This is a genomic window from Xanthomonas axonopodis (assembly GCF_001304695.1).
In the GTDB taxonomy this organism is placed as follows: Bacteria; Pseudomonadota; Gammaproteobacteria; order Xanthomonadales; family Xanthomonadaceae; genus Xanthomonas; species Xanthomonas axonopodis.
The window spans coordinates 14,621-34,318 of record NZ_JFAQ01000024.1; the positions used below are offsets into that span (position 1 = coordinate 14,621).

11 protein-coding genes and 5 pseudogenes are annotated in these 19,698 nt (G+C 64.4%); 10 read left to right on the plus strand and 6 right to left on the minus strand.

Going from position 1 to position 19,698, the window contains the following annotated elements; translation table 11 throughout:
• Window positions 1-155 precede the first annotated feature (155 nt).
• The 3 pseudogenes from XAXN_RS02185 to XAXN_RS02195 form a co-directional block, all read left to right on the plus strand.
• Window positions 156-1,679 (plus strand): annotated as a pseudogene (locus XAXN_RS02185) (PhoPQ-activated pathogenicity-related family protein).
• 299 nt (window positions 1,680-1,978) lie between these two features.
• Window positions 1,979-2,974, plus strand: a pseudogene (locus XAXN_RS02190) (glucokinase family protein); the annotation flags it as partial.
• Window positions 2,975-3,087: 113 nt separating this feature from the next.
• Window positions 3,088-3,795 (plus strand): annotated as a pseudogene (locus tag XAXN_RS02195) (TonB-dependent receptor plug domain-containing protein); the annotation flags it as partial.
• 449 nt (window positions 3,796-4,244) lie between these two features.
• Here the strand turns inward: XAXN_RS02195 and hrpA are convergent.
• Complete coding sequence (gene hrpA, locus XAXN_RS02200; RefSeq protein WP_054318328.1) at window positions 4,245-8,363, minus strand: ATP-dependent RNA helicase HrpA; 4,119 nt, start codon at window positions 8,361-8,363, stop codon at window positions 4,245-4,247.
• A 102-nt stretch (window positions 8,364-8,465) separates the two neighbouring features.
• Between hrpA and XAXN_RS02205 the strand changes: the two genes are divergently transcribed.
• Window positions 8,466-9,014 (plus strand): Dps family protein, encoded by a 549-nt coding sequence (locus XAXN_RS02205; RefSeq protein ID WP_003482535.1) that lies wholly within the window; start codon window positions 8,466-8,468, stop codon window positions 9,012-9,014.
• A 312-nt stretch (window positions 9,015-9,326) separates the two neighbouring features.
• Here the strand turns inward: XAXN_RS02205 and XAXN_RS02210 are convergent, their stop codons facing one another.
• Both XAXN_RS02210 and XAXN_RS02215 read right to left on the minus strand, forming a co-directional pair.
• Window positions 9,327-9,689, minus strand: coding sequence for a hypothetical protein (locus XAXN_RS02210; protein WP_054318329.1), 363 nt, complete (start codon window positions 9,687-9,689; stop codon window positions 9,327-9,329).
• Window positions 9,690-9,946: 257 nt separating this feature from the next.
• The gene (locus tag XAXN_RS02215) at window positions 9,947-10,180 is read right to left on the minus strand and encodes a bacteriocin (RefSeq protein ID WP_134984823.1); all 234 of its coding nucleotides are present in this window, start codon (window positions 10,178-10,180) and stop codon (window positions 9,947-9,949) included.
• A gap of 413 nt (window positions 10,181-10,593) precedes the next feature.
• On the opposite strand from XAXN_RS02215, the gene recQ reads away from it, so the two are divergent.
• From recQ to XAXN_RS02230, 3 genes are all read left to right on the plus strand, one after another.
• On the plus strand, window positions 10,594-12,390 hold the full coding sequence (gene recQ, locus XAXN_RS02220) for a DNA helicase RecQ (protein WP_054318331.1): 1,797 nt from the start codon (window positions 10,594-10,596) through the stop codon (window positions 12,388-12,390).
• Window positions 12,391-12,528: 138 nt separating this feature from the next.
• Window positions 12,529-13,026 carry a hypothetical protein gene (locus XAXN_RS02225; RefSeq protein ID WP_042824231.1) on the plus strand — a complete coding sequence of 166 codons (498 nt, stop codon included), beginning with the start codon at window positions 12,529-12,531 and terminating at the stop codon, window positions 13,024-13,026.
• Window positions 13,027-13,104: 78 nt separating this feature from the next.
• Window positions 13,105-13,509 (plus strand): response regulator, encoded by a 405-nt coding sequence (locus tag XAXN_RS02230; protein WP_042824232.1) that lies wholly within the window; start codon window positions 13,105-13,107, stop codon window positions 13,507-13,509.
• A gap of 94 nt (window positions 13,510-13,603) precedes the next feature.
• Here XAXN_RS02230 and XAXN_RS22910 read toward each other — a convergent pair whose 3' ends face one another.
• Window positions 13,604-13,996 (minus strand): hypothetical protein, encoded by a 393-nt coding sequence (locus XAXN_RS22910; RefSeq protein ID WP_241148218.1) that lies wholly within the window; start codon window positions 13,994-13,996, stop codon window positions 13,604-13,606.
• Window positions 13,997-14,115: 119 nt separating this feature from the next.
• Here XAXN_RS22910 and XAXN_RS22915 point away from each other — a divergent pair, with 119 nt between their 5' ends.
• A complete protein-coding gene (locus tag XAXN_RS22915; RefSeq protein ID WP_241148217.1) occupies window positions 14,116-14,406 on the plus strand; it encodes a hypothetical protein in 291 nt (96 codons plus the stop codon).
• A gap of 918 nt (window positions 14,407-15,324) precedes the next feature.
• Here XAXN_RS22915 and XAXN_RS02245 read toward each other — a convergent pair.
• Complete coding sequence (locus XAXN_RS02245) at window positions 15,325-16,035, minus strand: rRNA pseudouridine synthase (RefSeq protein WP_054318332.1); 711 nt, start codon at window positions 16,033-16,035, stop codon at window positions 15,325-15,327.
• Window positions 16,036-16,267: 232 nt separating this feature from the next.
• On the opposite strand from XAXN_RS02245, the gene XAXN_RS02250 reads away from it, so the two are divergent.
• Window positions 16,268-16,474 (plus strand): hypothetical protein, encoded by a 207-nt coding sequence (locus XAXN_RS02250; RefSeq protein ID WP_042824966.1) that lies wholly within the window; start codon window positions 16,268-16,270, stop codon window positions 16,472-16,474.
• Window positions 16,475-16,888: 414 nt separating this feature from the next.
• A pseudogene (locus XAXN_RS02255) lies at window positions 16,889-19,056 on the plus strand (methyl-accepting chemotaxis protein).
• Between the two features lie 358 nt (window positions 19,057-19,414).
• On the opposite strand, the pseudogene XAXN_RS20325 reads toward XAXN_RS02255, so the two are convergent.
• Window positions 19,415-19,552 (minus strand): annotated as a pseudogene (locus XAXN_RS20325) (amino acid transporter); the annotation flags it as partial.
• Between the last annotated feature and the right edge of the window lie 146 nt (window positions 19,553-19,698).

Sequence of the window (19,698 nt, forward strand, 5' to 3'; positions counted from 1 at the left end):
CAATAGGTGCCGTTCTTCTGACCGATAGGGACCACGCGTACACTCCTGCACACACTGCGCCACCCACCCGTCGCTGACGCGACTGCTGACCACGCTTTCCCACGTGATTGGTCGCAGCAATCGCTGGCCACACGCACGGTCTCTGGAGAACATGCATGTGCTCGATGACCTATTGCAGCCTCGCACTGTTATCGTCCCTGACCCTGTTTGCAGGCGTCGCGGCCGCTGATCCACTCGCTTCTGCTGCCTCGCCGGTGGAGCGATGCGCCAATGCGCCGGAGGTTGGCTTCGGGCAAGCCCTGGTGTGTTACCGCGATGCCATCGAACAACAACCGCTGACCTATACGCGCGTTGGCACCAGCAGCGTTGCCGGTGTCGAGCGGCGCGACTACCTGCTGACCTCGCAGGACTGGTCGCCCGAGGGACTGGTCACGCCGGCGCGCTGGCAGCATGACGTGGCGATCTACGTGCCGAAAGAGGCCTTGCCCACGCGCGCAGTGTTGATCTCAACCAACGGCACGCGCCATCCGGTTGATAGTGGTGCGGCGCAGCCGGCCAGCGAGTTGCCACCCGAGGCGCTGGCGGCGTTGGCGCACCGCACCCGCACGGTGGTGATCGCGCTCAGCGACATTCCCAACCAGGCGCTGACCTACCAGGGCGATGCCAGCCCACGCCGCGAAGACGACAGCGTGGCCTATAGCTGGTCGCTATTTCTCAAGGCGCCGCAGCAGCGAAAGACACTGCCGCTGCACGTGCCGATGGCGGCCGCGATTGCGCGCACCATGAGCCTGGCCGAGCGCGAACTGGCCCCACTGCGAATCCACCGCTTCGTGCTTGCCGGCGCCTCAAAACGCGGGTGGGCCAGCTGGCACGCCACCATCGCAGACCAGCGCGTAGAGGCGGTGGCGCCATTGGTGATCAACATCCTCAACATGCCGGCAGTGCTGGAGCATATGTCCCGCACTTATGGCGGCAACTGACCGATCGCCTTCAATGCCTATGCAAAGCAGGGCATCACCTCACAACTGCAGACCCCGGCCTTCGCGCAATTGGTGCAGCTGCAAGATCCGTTGAGCTATTTGCACACGCCGTACCGCACGCGGCTGGCGGTACCCAAGTACATCGTCAATGCCAGCGGCGACGACTTCTTCCTGCCGGACAACACCCAGTTCTTCTACAACGCGCTGCCCGGCAGCAAGGCGCTGCGCGTCCTGCCCAATAGTGCGCACAACATCCGCGCCTCCGTCGTCGATACCCTGGCGCCGTTTATCACGCGCCTGCAGCAGCAGCGCCCGCTACCGCAGGTGAGCGATGTGTTGCGTCCGGGCAAAACACCGCAGATCCGCTTCCGCTCCTCCGAGCGGCCAACGCAGGTGCAACTGTGGAGTGCACATAATCCAAAGGCGCGCGATTTCCGCTACGCCTGCGGCGGCATACGCTACAGCGCCACGCCGATTGCGCTTGCTGGCGGCGGCACGGTCCCGGTACCGGTACCGGTGCAGATTCCGGAGAACGGCTGGAGCGCGTATTTCGTCGAAGCCACCTACGCGGATGGATTCGTTGCCACCAGCCAGACCTATGTGCTCGGCAAGCAGGGTTACCCCACCCAGGCGCCGCCCACCGATCACGCGGCCTGCAGCACGTTGCCTGGCGTGATCGGCGGTGCCGCTGTGCACTGACGCAATCGTTGAAACATGCTGGATCGCGATCGCCGACCGAAGCAACTTCCGGGCAGCTGAGCGCCACCGCTCAATTGCCGAGTCCGCTTTACGGCAACCATTGCGCCACGTTGGACGCATTTGTCCACTTTGCGCAACGAAGTCCGCACAGACAACCTCGAACAGCACGTTTTCGCACTTGAGCACGCCAGCAAGATCGATTCAACCCGACTAATCCATTGACATCGTTGTTACCAACTCCTACACACGCCCCTAATCGCTGACGGCATCGGCCGGTCAGACGGACCAAAGGACTGAATGTGGCTGCAATTTCGCGTTCCGCTTGCGCCTCTGCCTCGCCCGATGTTCCCGTTGCCACCAGCTTCGTCGCTGCCGATGTCGGCGGCACGCCGCATGTGCGTGTCGGGCACCTGCTGCAGGCACACGATGCAGCCATCGAGCTTTCGCATTACCGCACCTATCGGTGCGCCGAACACGCCAGTCTCCAGGCCATCCTCGGGGGACTTCCTGCAGCACCGGCGCGGCGTCGATGCAGTGGTCATCGCCAGTGCCGGCGTGGCGCTGGACGATGGCAGCTTCATCAGCAACAACCTGCCATGGACGATTTCGCCCAGCCGCATCGGTGCTGCACTGGCAGTGCGCAACGTGCACCTGGTCAACGATTTCGAGGCGGTGGCCTACGCAGCGTCGCAGATGGAACAACGCGCCGTGCGCGTGCCAACGGGCCGATTCTGGTGGTCGGCCCCGGCACCGGCCTGGGTGCAGCACTGTGGATCAATGCCAAGCCACGCGCGATCGTGCTGGCCACCGAACCGGCCAAGGTCGCGCTGGCCAGCACCCACCCGCGCGAATACGCCTTGCTGCAACGGCTGTTGCGTGGCCGGCACTATTTGCCGCTCGAGCACGTGCTCTCCGGCCCGGGATTACTGCATCTCTACGATGCGGCGTGCGAGCTGCATGACGCAACGCCGCGTCATCGCCTGCCCGCCGCCGTGACGCACGCAGCGCTGCACGAAGACGACGCACTCGCGCGCGAGTGCCTGCAGATGTTTTGCGGCCTGCTGGGGAGCGCGGTCGGCGACATGGCGCTGGCCTACGGCGCTGCCGGCAGCATCTATCTGGCAGGGGGCTTCCTGCCGACGATCGACCAGTTCCTGGCTGGCAGCACCTTTGCCGAGCGCTTCCTGGACAAGGGCAACATGCGCGCGGTGCTCGAACGCATCCCGGTCGAATTGGTCGAGCACGGGCAACTGGGCGTGCTCGGCGCGGCCAACTGGTATCTGCAACACCACACCCCCCCTGTCGTAAGCGATCTACCACGCGTTCTACCCCGAGCGCGTCCGCAAGACCCCGCATCCGGCGAGCGGCAGCCCGCCGTCCATCCCTGTGCGTGATGAGGAGAGACATCATGAAATACAGCACCACCCTGCTGTCCAGCGCCATCGCAATGTCGCTGGCATTCGCTGCGCAAGCCCAGGACAGCGCTGGTACGCAAGCCACCGACCTGGACGCCGTCCAGGTGGTTGGCATCCGCGCCAGCCTGGAAAAATCGCTCGATACCAAACGCAACAACACCGGCATCTCCGAGGCGATTACTGCCGAAGACATCGGCAAATTCCCAAGCACCAACGTGGCCGAAGCGCTCTCGCAGATTCCCGGCGTGACGTTGGACAGACGCTTCGGGCAAGGCGAGCGCGTGAGTATCGACGGCACCGACCCCAGCCTCAATCTGTCGTTTCTGGACGGGCATCCGGTGGCGCAGGCGATCTGGCTCTACGGCGAACAGCCCAGCCGTGGTTTCGATTACACCCTGCTGGCCCCGCAGATCCTGGGCCGTGCGGAAATCCTCAAATCCTCCGAAGCGCGCCTGACCGAAGGCAGTCTCGGTGGCACGGTGCTGATGCATACGCGGCAGCCGCTGGATCTGAAGGTCAACGAAGTGGCTGCGTCCATCGGCTACAGCCACAGCGACCAGGCCAGCCAGGGCAAACCCGACGCGGCACTGCTGTATAGCTGGAAGAACGCGGCGCAGACCTTCGGCATTGCGGTGTCGGCGCAGCATTACGAAGAACGCGTGGACCGCCGCGGCATGGAAGTCTTCGGCTACGTACTGGCGCGACAGCTACCTGGCCGGCGGTTATGTGGCCGGTGCGGCACCGGCCAGCGTAGACGATTACGCCGAACTCGGCGCCAGCATCGGCTACGGGTTCAGCCCGAACTGGTCGCTGCAGGTCGACGCGCAGAACCTGCTGGATGAGGAATATCTGCAGTATCTGGGCGACAAGGACCATCTGGCCGGCCGCTACAAGAGCGGTCGCCGCTACATGGCCAGCCTGCACGTGAAGTTCTAGCGCAGCCAGCAACGACTGCGCTCACCGCCAGGCGGGCGCAGTCGTTGCTCATAGCCGGCGCGTACCACTTACGTCCGGCTATGAGTGCGCAGTCCGCGCCGACCTGACCACTGCTCGCTACGGTTTGCTGGCCGCTCTCAGCCTCGAAGACGGACGCCGCGTGCGTTGTAAAAGCGCACGCGGCTTTGTTCGGATGCACGCCCTACACGAAGGCTCAACTGCGCAATGCAGCGACCCGTTGCGACAGCTTCTTTGCCGAGACGCCGGATTTTGCACCCAGCTCCTGCGCAAATACCGACACGCGCAGCTCTTCTAAATCCCAGCGCAGCGCCTGCCACTCCTCGCGGTTTTGCAAACCGCGCGCGGCGGCCTCTTGCACTGCATCCACGAACGGCTTGAGCTCGAGCATGCGCGCCTGGTCGCGCGCAGGATCGCGCTTTGCGCGTTCGGAGCGCAGGATCATCGCCCTGAGGTAGCGCGGATAATTGGCCAATGCGTCGGCCGGCGTGTCGCGCAGGAAGCCTGCATGCACCAGCGCGCGCAGTTGCTGCTCCATGTCATCCAGATTGCCGCGTGCCCAGCCCATCAACGGTGCTTCCAGCAGTGGCTTGAGTTCGGCCACCGCGCCCAGAATGCTCTCGGCCAACTTCAAGCGCTCCATCGCTTCGCCGAACAGCCGCTTGATCGCATCATCGCGGCGCTGCGCAAATGCGCCGGGGTCGCGAATGGCGCCTAGGCCATCGGCCAGCACGGCGTTGAGCGCCGCATCGACCAGATCGCTACACAGGCGTTCCTGCGATTCGATCGCCGCATACAGCAGCCCGGTCTTGGGCGACACCGGCAGTTGCTTGCGCGCCTGCTTGATCTTGTCGGCCAATGCGATTTCCAGCAATCGCCGTACGCCGCGCGGATGCGCCCGCACCGCTTCGTTACGGTCGGCGAAGATGCGCAGCGCCGCGTTATCGCCCTGATCCACCAGCGCCGGGTACGCCGGCACGCCGGCCTCGCCGGCCACCTGTTCGGGAATCGGCGCGGTGGGAAAATCGCGCAATCCTTCGGCGGCCAGCGCGCGCCCGGCCCGTGCGGCGAATGCCCGCCCGGCACGTTCGCCGAAGCGCGCCCGCAGCCCGTCCAGATCGCGCGACTCGGCCAGCACCCGGCCGTCGTCGGCGCGCAGGCGCAGGTTCATCAGCAGATGCGTGTCCAGCGCCCGCTCGTCGAAATCCAGCGCCGTCACCTGCGTCCCGGTGGCCTTGGTCAGAAAGCGCGCCAGCTCGCCACGGATATCGTCGGCCGAGGCCACGCTGTAGGCCTCGTAGAACGCGCGCCCGAAATCTGGTGCCGGCACGTAGTTGCGGCGCTGCGCCTTGGGCAGGCTGCGAATCAACGCAGACGCCTTGTCGGCGACGAAGCCCGGCGCCAGCCACGACAGGCGCGCCGGATCCAGCGCATTAAGCAGGTGCAGCGGCACCTCCAGCGTCACGCCGTCGTCGATGACACCCGGCTCGAAGCGGTAATGCAAGGGCAAGCGCGCATCGCCGAGCGGAAAATACTTCGGAAAGCGATCGGCTTCGCTGCCTTCGCCCGGCAGCAGATCGTTCAACGACCAATGCAGGCTGCGGCGCTTGTCCGGCGGCAAGGTCTTCCACCAGGCATCCAGACCACTGGCCGAATGCAGCTCGGCCGAAATGCGATCCAGATACCAGCGCGCCTGCCAGGCTTCGTCGGCAATGATACCGGCGCGACGCAACTTGGCCTCTTCTTCGCGCGCCTGCTCCAGCACTTTAAGGTTATCGGCCACGAATGCGGCGCGTGTGTTGATTTCGCCGGTGACCAGGCCCTGGCGCACGAATAGGTCGTGCGCTGCGGCCAGATCGATCTTGCCGAAATGCACGGGCTTTTTCGGCGTCAGCACCAGCCCGAACAGGCTGATCTGTTCCGATGCGACCACCTGCCCCTGCGCACGCGACCAGTGCGCATCGAAATGCTTGCGCGCCAGCAGATGCGGCAGTTCGGCGATGGCCCAATCCGGCTCGATCGCGGCATTGGTCATGCCCCAGACTTTCTGCGTGTCCAGCAACGTGGCCGCCAGAATCCACGGCGGCGGCTTGCGCGCCAGCGCTGAACCCGGAAACGGCACGAAGCGGCGTTGCCGCGCGGCTAGATAATCGCCCTTTTCGGTACGATGGCCGATCTGCGTCGGCAGCCCCGCCAGCAGCGCGCGATGCAGCGCCTGATACGCCGCCGCACGTTCGCGCTCGCTGCTGCGCGCCGATGCTTCGGCGGGCTCGGCCTGCTTGTTCGTCGCCGCCGGCGCAGGTGTCGCAGGCACTGCATTGGGATCCGGCTTGCCTTCGCGCGCCAGTCGCGCAGCACGGTGCAGCTGGCCACGCGTGGGCCGGTTGGCGTTGTGGCCGTCCTCGCGGGCAGGCGCGCTGGCACCGGCCAGCAGTGGCGCCAGTATCACATTGGCCGGCTCTTCGTTCCAACCCAGTTCTTCGCACAGCAACCGCAGTTGCCGATGCAGCTCGCGCCACTCGCGCATGCGCAAGAAACCGAGGAAATGCCGGTTGCACCAGTCGCGCAGCTTGGATTGGGTGAGATCTTCATGGACCTGCCGGTACGCATCCCACAAGCGCAGGATGCCCACGAATTCAGAGCGTGCATCGGCAAACAGCGCATGCGCGTTGTCGGCGGCCTCGCGTGCTTCCGGTGGGCGCTCGCGCGGATCCTGGATGCCCAGGAAGGCGGCGATGATGATCATTTCGCGCAAGCAACCATGTTGCTGCGCGGCCACCAGCATGCGCGCCAGCTTGACGTCCACCGGCAAGCGCGCCATCTGGCGACCAGTTGCGGTCAGACGCCGCTCGGCATCGATCGCACCCAGCTCCAGCAGCTGTTGCCAGCCATCGGCCACCGCGCGTTCGTCGGGCGCTTCCAGGAACGGAAAGTCTTCGATCCGGCCCAGCCCCAGCTGCAACATGCGCAGGATCACGCCCGACAACGAGGAACGCCGGATCTCCGGATCAGTGAACGCCGGGCGCGCGGCAAAGTCCGCTTCGGCATACAGCCGGTAGCAGATGCCCTCGGCAATGCGCCCGCAGCGGCCCATGCGCTGGTTGGCGCTGGCCTGCGAGATCGGCTCGATATGCAGACGGTCCAGCTTCTGGCGCGGGCTGTAGCGTTTGACGCGGGCAAGCCCCGGATCCACCACGTAGCGGATGCGCGGCACCGTCAGCGAGGTTTCGGCCACGTTGGTGGCCAGCACCAGGCGCCGGCGCGGCCCGGGATTGAATACCCGGTCCTGATCGGCCGCCGACAGCCGCGCGTACAGCGGCACCACTTCGGTTTCGCGGTATTTGCGCCGTTCCAGCGCCTGGTGCGCATCGCGAATCTCGCGCTCGCCCGGCAGGAACATCAGCACGTCGCCGCGCGGGTCGATGCGGGTGATCTCGTCGATGGCCACCACGATCGCATCGTTGACGCTGCGCTCGCCCTCGCGCCCGTTGCCGTCGTCGTCGTCATCGCCACCCGCCTCGCCCTCCAGCGGGCGGTAGCGCACTTCCACCGGAAAGGTGCGGCCTTCCACGCTGATCACCGGCGCATTGTCGAAGTGCTGTGCAAAGCGCTCGGTATCGATGGTGGCCGAGGTGACGATCAACTTCAGATCGGGGCGCTTGTGCAGCAACTGCTTGAGATAGCCCAGCAGGAAGTCGATGTTGAGGCTGCGCTCGTGCGCCTCGTCCACGATGATGGTGTCGTAGGACGACAGCCAACGGTCGCTGGCGATTTCCGCCAGCAGGATGCCGTCGGTCATGAACTTGATGCGCGACTGATCGCTGACGCGATCGGTGAAGCGCACCTGGAAGCCCACCATTGTGCCCAATGGCGTCTTCAACTCGTCGGCCACGCGCGCAGCCACCGCACGCGCGGCGATCCGGCGTGGCTGGGTGCAGCCGATCATACCCGCGGCCCCTCGCCCTGCCGCCAGGCACAGCTTGGGCAACTGGGTGGTCTTGCCCGAGCCGGTTTCGCCAGCGATGACCATCACCTGGTGATCGCGGATCAGCGCGATGATGCGCTCGGCCTCGCGCGCGATCGGCAACTGGCTGTCCAGCGTGATGGCCGGCTGCTGCTCGGCCCGTGCCTGGCGTTGCGCCTGCGACGCCGCCAGCGCCTGCTCGAACGCATCGCGCACCTGCGGGTTGCCCGGCTTGCCCTGCCAGCGCGACCATAGGCTCAGCAAACGGCCACGGTCGCGGCTCATCGCGCCATCCACGGCACGGCGGCGCTCACGCAAGGTGTCGGCAAGGGTGGAGTCGATAGCGCTCATTGATGGAAAAATGTGAAAAATTGAATGACGTTTGATCCTTTAGGCTGTCTATTGTGACGCCATATCAGTTCCCCAAGACATCAACCCTGCAAGGACCATCCCATGTCCAAGAAAAAAAACGCCAACAAGCCCGTCGTCGTCAGTGATGCCCTGCCGGTCGCCGCTGCATCGGCACCACATATCGATATCGGGATCAAGGACAGCGATCGCAAGCAGATCTCCGACGGTCTGGCCCGCTACATGGCTGACGCCTTCACCTTGTATCTGAAGACCCACAACTTCCATTGGAACGTCACCGGGTCGATGTTCAACTCGCTGCACACCATGTTCGAAACCCAATACACCGAACAATGGGCGGCGCTGGACGAGGTGGCCGAGCGCATCCGCGCCCTGGGCTACAACGCTCCGGGCTCTTACCGCGAATTCGTTGCGCTGACCTCGATCCCGGAAGAGCCGGGCCTGAGCGACAGCGCCGACTGGCGCGAGATGGTGCGCCAGCTGGTCAGCGGCAACGAAGCGGTCTGCCGCACCGCACGCAAGGTGCTGGGCACCGCCGACGACGCCGGCGACGACCCGACCGTGGACCTGCTGACCCAGCGTCTGCAGACCCACGAAAAGTACGCCTGGATGCTGCGCTCGCTATTGCAGTAAGCACGGGGCGCATACAACTGGACATTGCATGCTGATGCAATGTCGCCCCGGACTCGGTGACGAGCACGACGGGATCGAGTTCGGGGCAGCGGTGGTGGCGCGTTGGGACCACCGCCTTGGTCACCACGGAACAAGCGCTGGGGTCAGATGATGTGGCCGGATAGCAGCGCACAGCTTGGGCGCCGTTGCCGACTCAAAACGCGCTTGCCGCTGCGCCATCGGGACAGACAGCGAGCAGACATAAGGGCTCTGGCATCGAAAACGCCGGCCCCGCGGCGAGGGAAGACCCACCACAGACGTTCAGGCCCAGTGCTAGGCGCTCTGCCGCAATTTGGAGACGAGAAATAGCGGACAGGTGAGCTGGATGCCTGCTTCCGCACGGCGCATGAGCACCGTATTGGAGTCCCACCGCAGCCAGCGCGGCGCGGCCGACTCGAAATGCTGGCCGTTGGCGGACGGTCGTTCGGCGTATCCCAATCTGCGCAGTTGATTCGCGATCAGCAGCGCATGAGCGGCCGGCAGGCAGGTGACGACGGGCAGATTGAGCACGCGCATGGCAACCGCCGCAATCAGCGCGCCAACGACGGCTGCATGGGCCATACCCGCGTCATGGAAGATGAACCGGATCAGCCAGGCGACACAGCCCACGCTGCCGACCACCAGCCCCAGCCACATCCCTGCATCCCGCCACGATCCGAAGGGATTGCAGGAAACGACTCGCCATTGTCTGCGTTCGCCCATTGTTCCATGCATCTCCGTCGTTCCGAGCCGTCCCAGTGCCAGGCTGGAGTACGCCTCAAGTGGTATTAAATCGTCACGTTAGTCGCCAGGCGAACGTGGCAGGGAGTTGGAACGGCAGGCGCACACCTACCGACCCAGTGCACCGGCCCAGCACCGCCGGGCCGATGCATTGGCGTGTCTGCTAGCCGCGCTTACTCAAGCGCCCGTCCCACCAAGCCACCAATCGCCGCCCCTGCGGCAGCCCCGATGATGATACCGGCGACTTCGCCAGCCAGACCACCGATCCAGCTGACCTCGGCGCCGATCGCAGCACCGGCGCGCGCGCCGGCAAGCCAACCACCTGCACCACCGGCGCCAGTTGCCGCATCGGCAATCACGCCGGCACCGGAGACCTGCATGACTTCTGACTCTGATAGAACAAACATCTTCGACATTCCTTTCAGCTATTGGCGGCAGTGTGCTCCCGTCCTGCCCAAGCATCGGTAGAAAATGATCGCCACCACCGATCGGGTGAGGACTGCAGACCGATTGCGCCATGCTGCCAACTCCTCATGGGCACATGAAACGCCAGCCCCCTTTGCCTGACAAGACGATTGCTGTGCGACAAACGACATGCGGCACGCACACTGTCGAGCGGAAGTGACACAGCACGACGAGTCGACCCGATCTGTACCGGACCGGATCGCGCATCGGTACCTGCGTCTGGCGGTGCGGCGGGCCCCGCGGCGCCGTATCTTCCGCTGCGGCGCGGTACGCGCGGTAAATCCCGACGCCCACGCGCGCACGACACCGTACCGGCGACCCGGCCAGGGCTTGACCCGCACGGTATCCTAGGCGGATGTCTTCCCCCGCCCACGAACTGCTCAGCCGCGTCTTCGGCTACGACGACTTCCGCGGCCCGCAGCAGGCCATTGTCGAACACGTCGCTGCCGGCAACGATGCCCTGGTCCTCATGCCCACCGGTGGCGGCAAATCGCTGTGCTACCAGGTGCCGGCACTGCTGCGCGATGGCATCGGCATCGTGGTCTCGCCGCTGATCGCGTTGATGCAGGATCAGGTCGAAGCCCTGCGCCAGCTCGGCGTGCGCGCCGAGTTCCTCAACTCCACGCTGGATGCAGAAAACGCCCAGCGCGTGGAACGCGCCCTGCTGTCCGGCGACCTGGATCTGCTCTACGTTGCGCCAGAGCGCCTGCTGACCCAGCGCTTCCTCTCGCTGCTGGAACGTAGCCGCATTGCGCTGTTCGCCATCGACGAAGCGCATTGCGTCTCGCAATGGGGCCACGATTTTCGCCCCGAATACCGCCAGCTCACCGTGCTGCACGAGCGCTGGCCGCATATTCCGCGCATGGCGCTGACGGCCACCGCCGACCCGCCGACCCAGCGCGAGATCGCAGAGCGCCTGGACCTGGCGGACGCGCGCCATTTCGTCAGTTCCTTCGATCGCCCCAACATCCGCTACACGGTGGTGCAGAAGGACAACGCGTGTAAACAGCTGCAGGAATTCCTGGGCCGTCATCGTGGCTCGGCCGGCATCGTCTATGCGATGTCACGGCGCAAGGTGGAAGAAACCGCGCGGCAACTGTGCGCGCAAGGCTTCAATGTACTACCCTATCACGCCGGCCTGCCGACAGAGGTGCGCGCCGAAAACCAGCGCCGATTCCTGCGCGAGGACGGCGTCATCATGGCCGCCACGATCGCTTTCGGCATGGGCATCGACAAGCCGGACGTGCGCTTCGTGGCGCACGTGGACCTGCCCAAATCGCTGGAGGGCTACTACCAGGAAACCGGACGCGCCGGCCGCGACGGCGACCCCGCCGAGGCCTGGCTGTGTTACGGCCTGGGCGATGTGGTGCTGCTCAAGCAGATGATCGAGCAGGGCGAAGCGGCCGAAGAGCGCAAGCGTCTGGAACGCGCCAAGCTCGACCACCTGCTGGGCTATTGCGAATCGATGCAGTGCCGCCGCCAAGTGCTGCTGGCCGGCTTCGGCGAAACCTATTCCAAACCCTGCGGCAACTGCGACAACTGCCTGACGCCGGCCGCCGCCTGGGACGCCACGGTGGCTTCGCAGAAAGCGCTCAGTTGCGTCTACCGCAGCGGGCAGCGCTTTGGCGTGGGCCATTTGATCGACATCCTGCGCGGTAGCGAGAACGAGCGTGTCAAACAGCTGGGGCACGACCAGTTGAGTACCTACGGCATCGGCCGCGATCTGGACGAACGCACCTGGCGCGGCGTATTTCGCCAACTGGTGGCCGCCAGCCTGCTGGAAGTCGATAGCGAAGGTCATGGCGGCCTGCGCCTCACCGACGCCAGCCGGCAGGTGCTCAAGGGCGAGCGCCAGGTCATGATGCGCCGCGAAAATCCGGCTGCCGGGCGCGAGCGTAGTGCGCAGCGCACCGGCCTGCCGGTCCAGCCGCAGGATCTGGCGCTGTTCAATGCCTTACGCGGCTTCCGCGCGGACCTGGCCAAGGAACAGAACGTGCCGGCCTTCGTGATCTTCCACGACAGCACCTTGCGCAACATCGCCGAACAACGGCCGACCAGCATCGATGCGCTGTCGCGAGTGGGCGGCATCGGCGGCGGCAAGCTGGCGCGCTACGGCGCGCAATTGATCGAGATCGTGCGCGACCAGGGCTGATGCAGCAGCGTGTGTCAACACAACACCGCAGACGGCACAAAAATCCGCAAGATCGACAGCGCGCATTCAATCAGCCGTTGCTAGTTTCACAGAGCGAGCTGGCACGCGCTGCCAGCCCCTCTTCGTAGAGTCCAACCGATGAAACGCAGCCTGCTTGTCCTGGTCACTCTGTTTGCCACCGGCAGCGCCGCCGCTGGAAGTGCGTGGGCCCAAGCCAGCGAAGGTAATCCCGAAACGGCGACCGCACGTTCGCTGGACCTGAGCATTCCGCAAGCCCCGGTGCAGCTCCGCTCCGACCCGGAATACAGCAACGACCCGCCGGGCACCTTTTACGGCGACAAGAGCGGCCCCAAGCCGGCACTGGCCCGGCCAAGTGCCGCTGCTATCGCTGCCGAGCGTGCCGAGCAATGCCAGGGCAAGCTGCATGGTGCTGTCGAAACCGGCTTGGGCTATTCCAGCCGCGGCGGCAACAGCAACTGGCAGGCGGTGAATTTGAATTCCTGCAAGACCTATTACGACGACGACGGCAAGACGCACCAGATTGGCGTCAGCATCAGTGTCGGACGTGGTGAGGGCTCCATCTTCGGCCGGCGTTATGCACCTGGTGGCTATGGTCCGGGCCCGTTCGGCTGGTAACCATACGGCAAGGTTTGCGTTGACAGAGGGTTCACTGCCGCATCGCTGAGAATGTGGCCTGCCTTACGAGACCAGCTCATGCCACAGAACAAGGAACGGCCGGTTGTCTTCGTTGTCGAAGACGGCGACGGAACCCGACAGCTCAGCTGCCTTGTGCTGGAGAGCTACGGTTTTACCTGCCGCAGTGCCGGCTCGGTCGAAGAAGCCCTGACCTTGATCGAAAGCGACCCGCGCGTGGACGTGCTGTTTTCCGATATCCATTTCCCGGGCGGCCTGACCGGTGTGGACCTGGCGCTCAAGACCGCACACGCGCCCTACAACCTGCCGGTGCTGCTGACGTCCGGCCTGGCGGTCGAATACGTGGAAGAGATCCTGCCCGACGGCGTGGCCTTCCTGGAAAAGCCGTATACCCCTGAGCAACTGCTGAGTGCGATCCGCAGCGTGATGGCCAAGCACCGCGTGCCAGCCACGCCGGTCGCGTAACACGAGCGGCCGCGACTGGACGGCCGCCCGCAATCCCGGTATTAAATGCCCGCACTCGCGCGATGCGGCGGCAACGGGAATTGACCACGACACTCTAGTACCACAGACGCGGCGCAACGCCCGCCTGGTGCCGCTTTGCCTTACGCCGCGGCAACATGAAACATCTGGTCATCGCAGCCATCGCCATAGCTGCGCAAAGCGGCTGCGCAACGATCGTGAACGACGCGACCCAGCCAATTCGCACGCCACCAAGACAGCGAACGGGCAACTGGTTCCCGGCGCCGACTGCGCCATCAGCAACGAAAAGAGCCGCATCACGGTGAAGTCCGGCCAGACCGCACAAGTGCATCGTTCCGCGCGCGATCTGGAGATGACCTGCGTGCTGCCCGGCCAACGCGATGCCGCAGGCCGTTCCATCTCCCGCGCCAACATCGGCGTTGGGGGCAACATCCTGATCGGCGGGGCGATCGGCGCCATCGTCGATCACAGCAAGGGCACCGATTATACCTACCCGAGCTGGATCCAGTCGGTGTTCGGGCAAACGCTGAGCTTCGGCCGCCATCGTGAAGACCGGGGCCAGCGCTGCAGGGTGAGAACGCGCACGGCGTGGTGGTTGCAGCCAACGCCAGTTGCGGCAGCTCCAAGCACGCGCCGGCGGTCACCCTGCCCTTGGCAAGCGAACCGGGAGCCTCCGAGCAGGCAGGCGTTACGGCAGCGCCTGCGGGCCCGGCCGTGTCGACCACGCCGGCGGCAAGCTGCGCCCTGGGCATCAGCAATGGCTTGCAGTACGGCACCGTGCAGGCCACCAGCGCCACGCGCTTCAGCGCGGTTTGCAGCAGCGGCAATACGGTGCAGATCGATTGTTCCGGCTTCCGCTGCACCGCCACCTTTCAGTAATGCATTGGGCCGGGGTGTGGGCACAGGCCCAAGGTGATGCGCAGATCGCCGCGACGGCTGTCAGAAACGCCCCGACAGCTTGTCGGCTCGCCCCCGATTTACATGACCGATGTCGCAGTTAAACTGCAGCTACCGGACGCGAGGCCTGTTGGGCCGCTCAACTCGCGAGACGCAGAGCACGTCCCTGCCGGGACACAGATGCGTGAAGGCGCAACACACTCGCCGCGCCTTCGCTGCGATCTGCGCGTACGTTTCTCCGTGAAGTCGTGTAGCAGGAAAGAATTGCCGCCGGGTGCGATTCCAGGAAGATCGGCCTCGTCCTGTAATCGACCGCAGTTCAACCGCCGTTGCGGCCGCGCATCACCTCCCTGGCACTCAATCCGCGCAGCATGCCCATGTGCGTGCATCACGCCGCAAGCGCTTGCCTGGCCGCCAGCTCATGCACGGCGGCCCTCCTTCCCGAATCACACTGCAGCGACACGCTCCGATACGTGCGAGGTGGCTCATTCCTTGCTGCCCTGATCGATGCAAGGCAGCGCCAGCTGCCAAACCACTCACGCAGATGCTGGAAAGACAGCACTCCGCGTCATCGACGCTGCGCACATATGCGTCTGCTTTTTGTGGCAAGCCATGCATTTCACGCGATCAAGCAGGCTGCTCGCTAGGCTAACGTCATTGCAGCGCTGTGCTGCACAAGACTGTTAGGAGTTCCGCATGGGCGACAATTCGTTTTTATCTCCGGCCTTCATCATCCTGGTCATTGGTGTGATTGCCGTTGTGCTGTTTCTGGTCACGCGTGCCAAGAAAAAGCGCAACAAGAAATAATCGCTGCATGCACCGCTGGCCGTGACCGAGCACACTGGCACACCGTCGCTACGTCATTGCACGGCAGCCTCCGCAGCCGTATATCTCCTGCAGTCAGAATCGCTCACCTGCTGGCAGGTAGCGCCACTCGCCGATTGCAAGTTTGCCTAGCGACACCCGGCCCACACGCAGGCGGCGAATGCTCACGACTTCCAGGCCCACTTCGCCGCACATGTAGCGCAGTTGGCCGGGCTGCACGTGCTTGATCGCAAACCGCAGGCGGTTTTCGTTTTGCCAGCTCACCTTGCAAGGCGGCAGGCTGCGCTGCCGGTAAACCAGGCCATGCGCTAGCCGGGCCATCCCGTAGGGGCGCAACTCCCCCTGCACTTCAACCAGAAATTCCTGTTCGATCGCGCTGGCGTCGGCGCTCAGCCGACGCAGCACGCGCCCATCCTGGCTCAGGATCAGCAGGCCGCTTGCGGCGTCTTCCAGCGGCAGCGGTGCGTGCAAGCGTAGAAAGTGCCGCTTGAGCACACGTACGTTGGACTGGTACAGCGCGCTGCGCGTTGCCGGCGTGGCCAGCGCCAGCGCGGTATCGGCGCTGATGCCTGCCGGCTTGTGCAGCAACAAGGTGGCGGGCTCGGCAGGCGCCAACACCGCATTTTCGGCCAGGGTGACCTGTACTGCGGTCGCCAGCGCCTGCGGTTCTTCGACCACCACGCCGTCCACGCTGACCCAACCACCCTCGATGTAGTGCTGCGCCTCACCACGCGAGCAGCCGAACGCGGCAGCCACACATTTATCGAGACGGATCGGGTCAGACATCGGGCAAGCTCAGCACCAGTGGACGGCAGTGTACGTGCTGGCTGCTCGCCCGCGTGAGTCGCTGCATGGCAGCGGTGGGTCGCTGACCAAAGCATTCGACGGTGCGCATCCGCATGTCGGCACTGCCCGCTGGCAGCGCAACGGCAAACGCCTTGTGTACCCAGACACCAGCCAACGCTTCTGCACCACACGACAACGTGGGAAACTCGACGCTCACATCAGGAGATCGCAGATGTTTATCCACTTCGGCACCGCTCGGGTCCGCCTCAACCATATCTCTGTCATCAGCGACCCTTTCAACGCTGGCGAAAGCTTTGGGTCCTACTGCCACTCGGTTCGGGTCGTGCTGATCTCCGGCGAAGAAGTCTTTGCGCGTTTCAACAGCGAGAGTGGCGCTAAGCAACTGCACGCAGACGTGCTCGCTGCGCTGGAAGCCTGAGCGCAGAGTGATCGCCATTGCGTCGCGCTGCTCGCGCACGCGATGGCTCAAGCTGCAGCAAGCGGTGTTCCCGGCATGCATGCGGCGGCGCGGCAACACACTCAGCGCGCAGCGTGGGCGCACCTTCATATGAAGTACGTCGCCCGGCCTACCCGCCACCGGGCGCGCGGCAGATCGTTGGCCGGCACTCGGTGCAGAATTCGGCCCTGCATTCCAATCCAATGACAGGCCGCGCCCATGTCAGGACACGGGAAGCTGCTGCCAGGAAACTTCCGATCTGTAATGAATCAGCGGTAGGTATTTTCGATCGACGGTCTTTAGCTCCCTGCAATCCGGCCGCTAGCTGGGCAAGACGCTTGAGTCGATGCACCCCGCATCCACCGAGCTGCTCAGCTGCACTACCTGGAAGCGGTCATGAATGACCTTCTGCAACGCCTCAATGTCGGCCGTCGCCTCAGAATGGCCTTCGGTATTCTGATCCTGCTGTCGGGCCTGCTGGTGGCCACCGGCCTGATCACCATGTCCAATGCGCGTTACGAGCTGGACACCATCGTCAACAACAACATGGAAAGGATCCGGCTGTCCTCCGAGATGCTCGACGCCAACACCAACGTGGCGATCGGCTTGCGCGACGTGGTGATGGTGTCCGGCGATGCGGCCAACCGGCGCGCACTGGACATCATCGAAAAGAGTCGTGCGCGCTACAAGTAAGCCCAGGATGCCTTGGCTGCGATGCCAAGCAGCGAACTCGAAAAAAAGGCGCTCGCACTGGTGCAGGAAAAGCGCGACGTCTCGGTCAAGTTCAACAACCAGATTCTCGACTACGGCATGCGCGACCAGAATCAGCAAGCGCAGGCCTTGCTGCAAGGCGCTGCCGCTGCGGCGATGGACCAGCAACAGCCGCAATTGCGGCAACTGCTGCCTTGGAGCGCCGTCTCAGCAAGGATGCTCACGCGGCAGCGGTTGCATCGATGCATGACGGCAAGATAATTCTGGCCAGCGGCGGCATTGCTGCGCTGGTGATCAGTGCGCTGCTCGCCTGGTTGATTACGCGCAGCCTGACCAGGCCGTTGAGCCAGGCCACGCGCACTGCCGAAGCCATTGCCGCAGGCAATCTGCGCAACGATGTGCACACCACCGCAACGGATGAAACCGGCCGCTTGTTGCAGGCCATGGACAAGATGCAACTGCAGCTACGCAACCTCATTGCGGCGCAGACCGACATGGCCAAGCATCACGACAACGGCCAGATCAGCTTTCGCATCGACGCAACGGTCTTCCCGGGCGACTACAGCCGCATGGCCAACGACACCAACGCGTTGGTGGCCTCGCACGTGGCCGTGCAAAACGATCTGGCGCGCATCATGGGGCGCTATGCCATCGGCGAACTCTCCGAAGACATGCAGCCCCTGCCGGGCGAAAAGGCCGCCTTCAGCAACACCATGTCGCAGGTCAAGCTCAACCTGTCGGCGATGAATCACCAAATCAAGCACCTCGCGCAGGCGGCCGCCAATGGCGACTTCAGCGCAAGTGGCGATGTCGAGCGCTTCCAGTTCGCCTTACGCATCATGGTGGAGAGCCTGAACCGGCTGATGTCCACCGCGGACGGCAATCTGCAATCGCTGTCGGCACTGCTGCAAGCGATCGCAGCGGGCGACCTCACCGCACGCATGAGCGGCGACTTCCGCGGCGTGTTCGCACAGATGCGCGATGACGCCACTGCAACGGCGAGCCAGCTGGCGCAGATCGTCGGCAACATCCAGCAGTCGGCCGTGTCAATCAACGCGGCCGCCAGCGAGATCGCCGCGGGCAATCAGGACCTGTCGCAGCGGACCGAGCAACAGGTGGCCAACCTGGAAGAGACCGCCGCGTCGATGGAAGAGCTGACCTCCACCGTCAGGCAGAATGCCGAGAGTGCGCGCCAAGCCAATCAACTGGCGATCGGCGCCGCACGCGTGGCCTCGGAAGGGGGCAATGTGGTCGGCAAGGTCGTGGACACGATGAGTGGTATCGAAGCCTCGTCCAAGAAGATCGCCGACATCATTTCCGCCATCGACAGCATTGCCTTCCAGACCAACATTCTGGCGCTGAACGCCGCGGTAGAAGCTGCCCGCGCAGGCGAACAAGGTCGTGGCTTCGCGGTTGTCGCCTCGGAAGTGCGCACACTGGCGCAACGCTCCTCCGGCGCAGCGAAGGAGATCAAGGACCTGATCGACGATTCCGTCCAGCGCGTGGCCGAAGGCTCGGCACTGGTGCACAGCGCCGGCAAGACCATGGGCGAGGTCGTGGCCAGCGTCCAGCGCGTCACCGACATCATGGGCGAAATTTCGGCGGCCTCGCAGGAGCAATCTGCCGGCATCGAACAGGTCAATCAAACCATCACGCACATGGACGAAACCACGCAACAAAACGCGGCGCTGATGGAAGAAGCCACAGCCGCCGCCCGCTCCATGGAAGAACAAGCCGTGCCACTCACCGACGCGGTTGCGATCTTCAAGATCGATACACAGCGGGCACGCCGGGCAGACACGCGCGCTGCCGCACCGGTCGCGCATCTGTTGAACAACGTACGCCACGCCTGAGCAGTGGCGTGGTTCACTGGCCCTGCAAAGGCGCAGCTGGTTGGAGCGTACCGAAGCGGTTGTCGGCGGCAATCGCAACACGCCTCTCACGGCATCCCAAGCGCGCCCTGGAGGCGCGCTTGGCTGTGGCAACGGCGCCGCCCACATTTCAGGGGCACCATCCACGGCAGTGTCGCCTATTGGCTGCCAACCAAACTGCCAAGACACGGCGAAGTAGCGAGCAATTGCTGCACCAGCGGCAATCCGATGGCCCTGACCTGGCGGTGTCCTGCAACAGATCACGATGGATCTGTATGTCCTGCTCCGATGTGTCGGCGGTTTTGCGCAATCACTGTAGAACGTGCTCCGGGCTGAGCGATCAGCGCAGCGCCACGTGCGCGGGTAGCAGCAACAGCACACACAGCAGCAGCATGAAGACCGCGATCAGCCCATCCAGTATCCGCCACGCACGCGGATGCCGGAACACCGGCTGCAACAAGCGCGCCCCATAACCTAGGGCAACGCTGATCAAGCCCCGTTCCCGCGTTTCGCGGGAGGTTGGATGCACATAGACGATGGGGCGCGTAGATCGCTTTGCCCATTCAGGGCAATCCCGGTGATCGAGGCCTCTGTTGGGAGGCCTCTGTGCTTCATGTGGGCAAC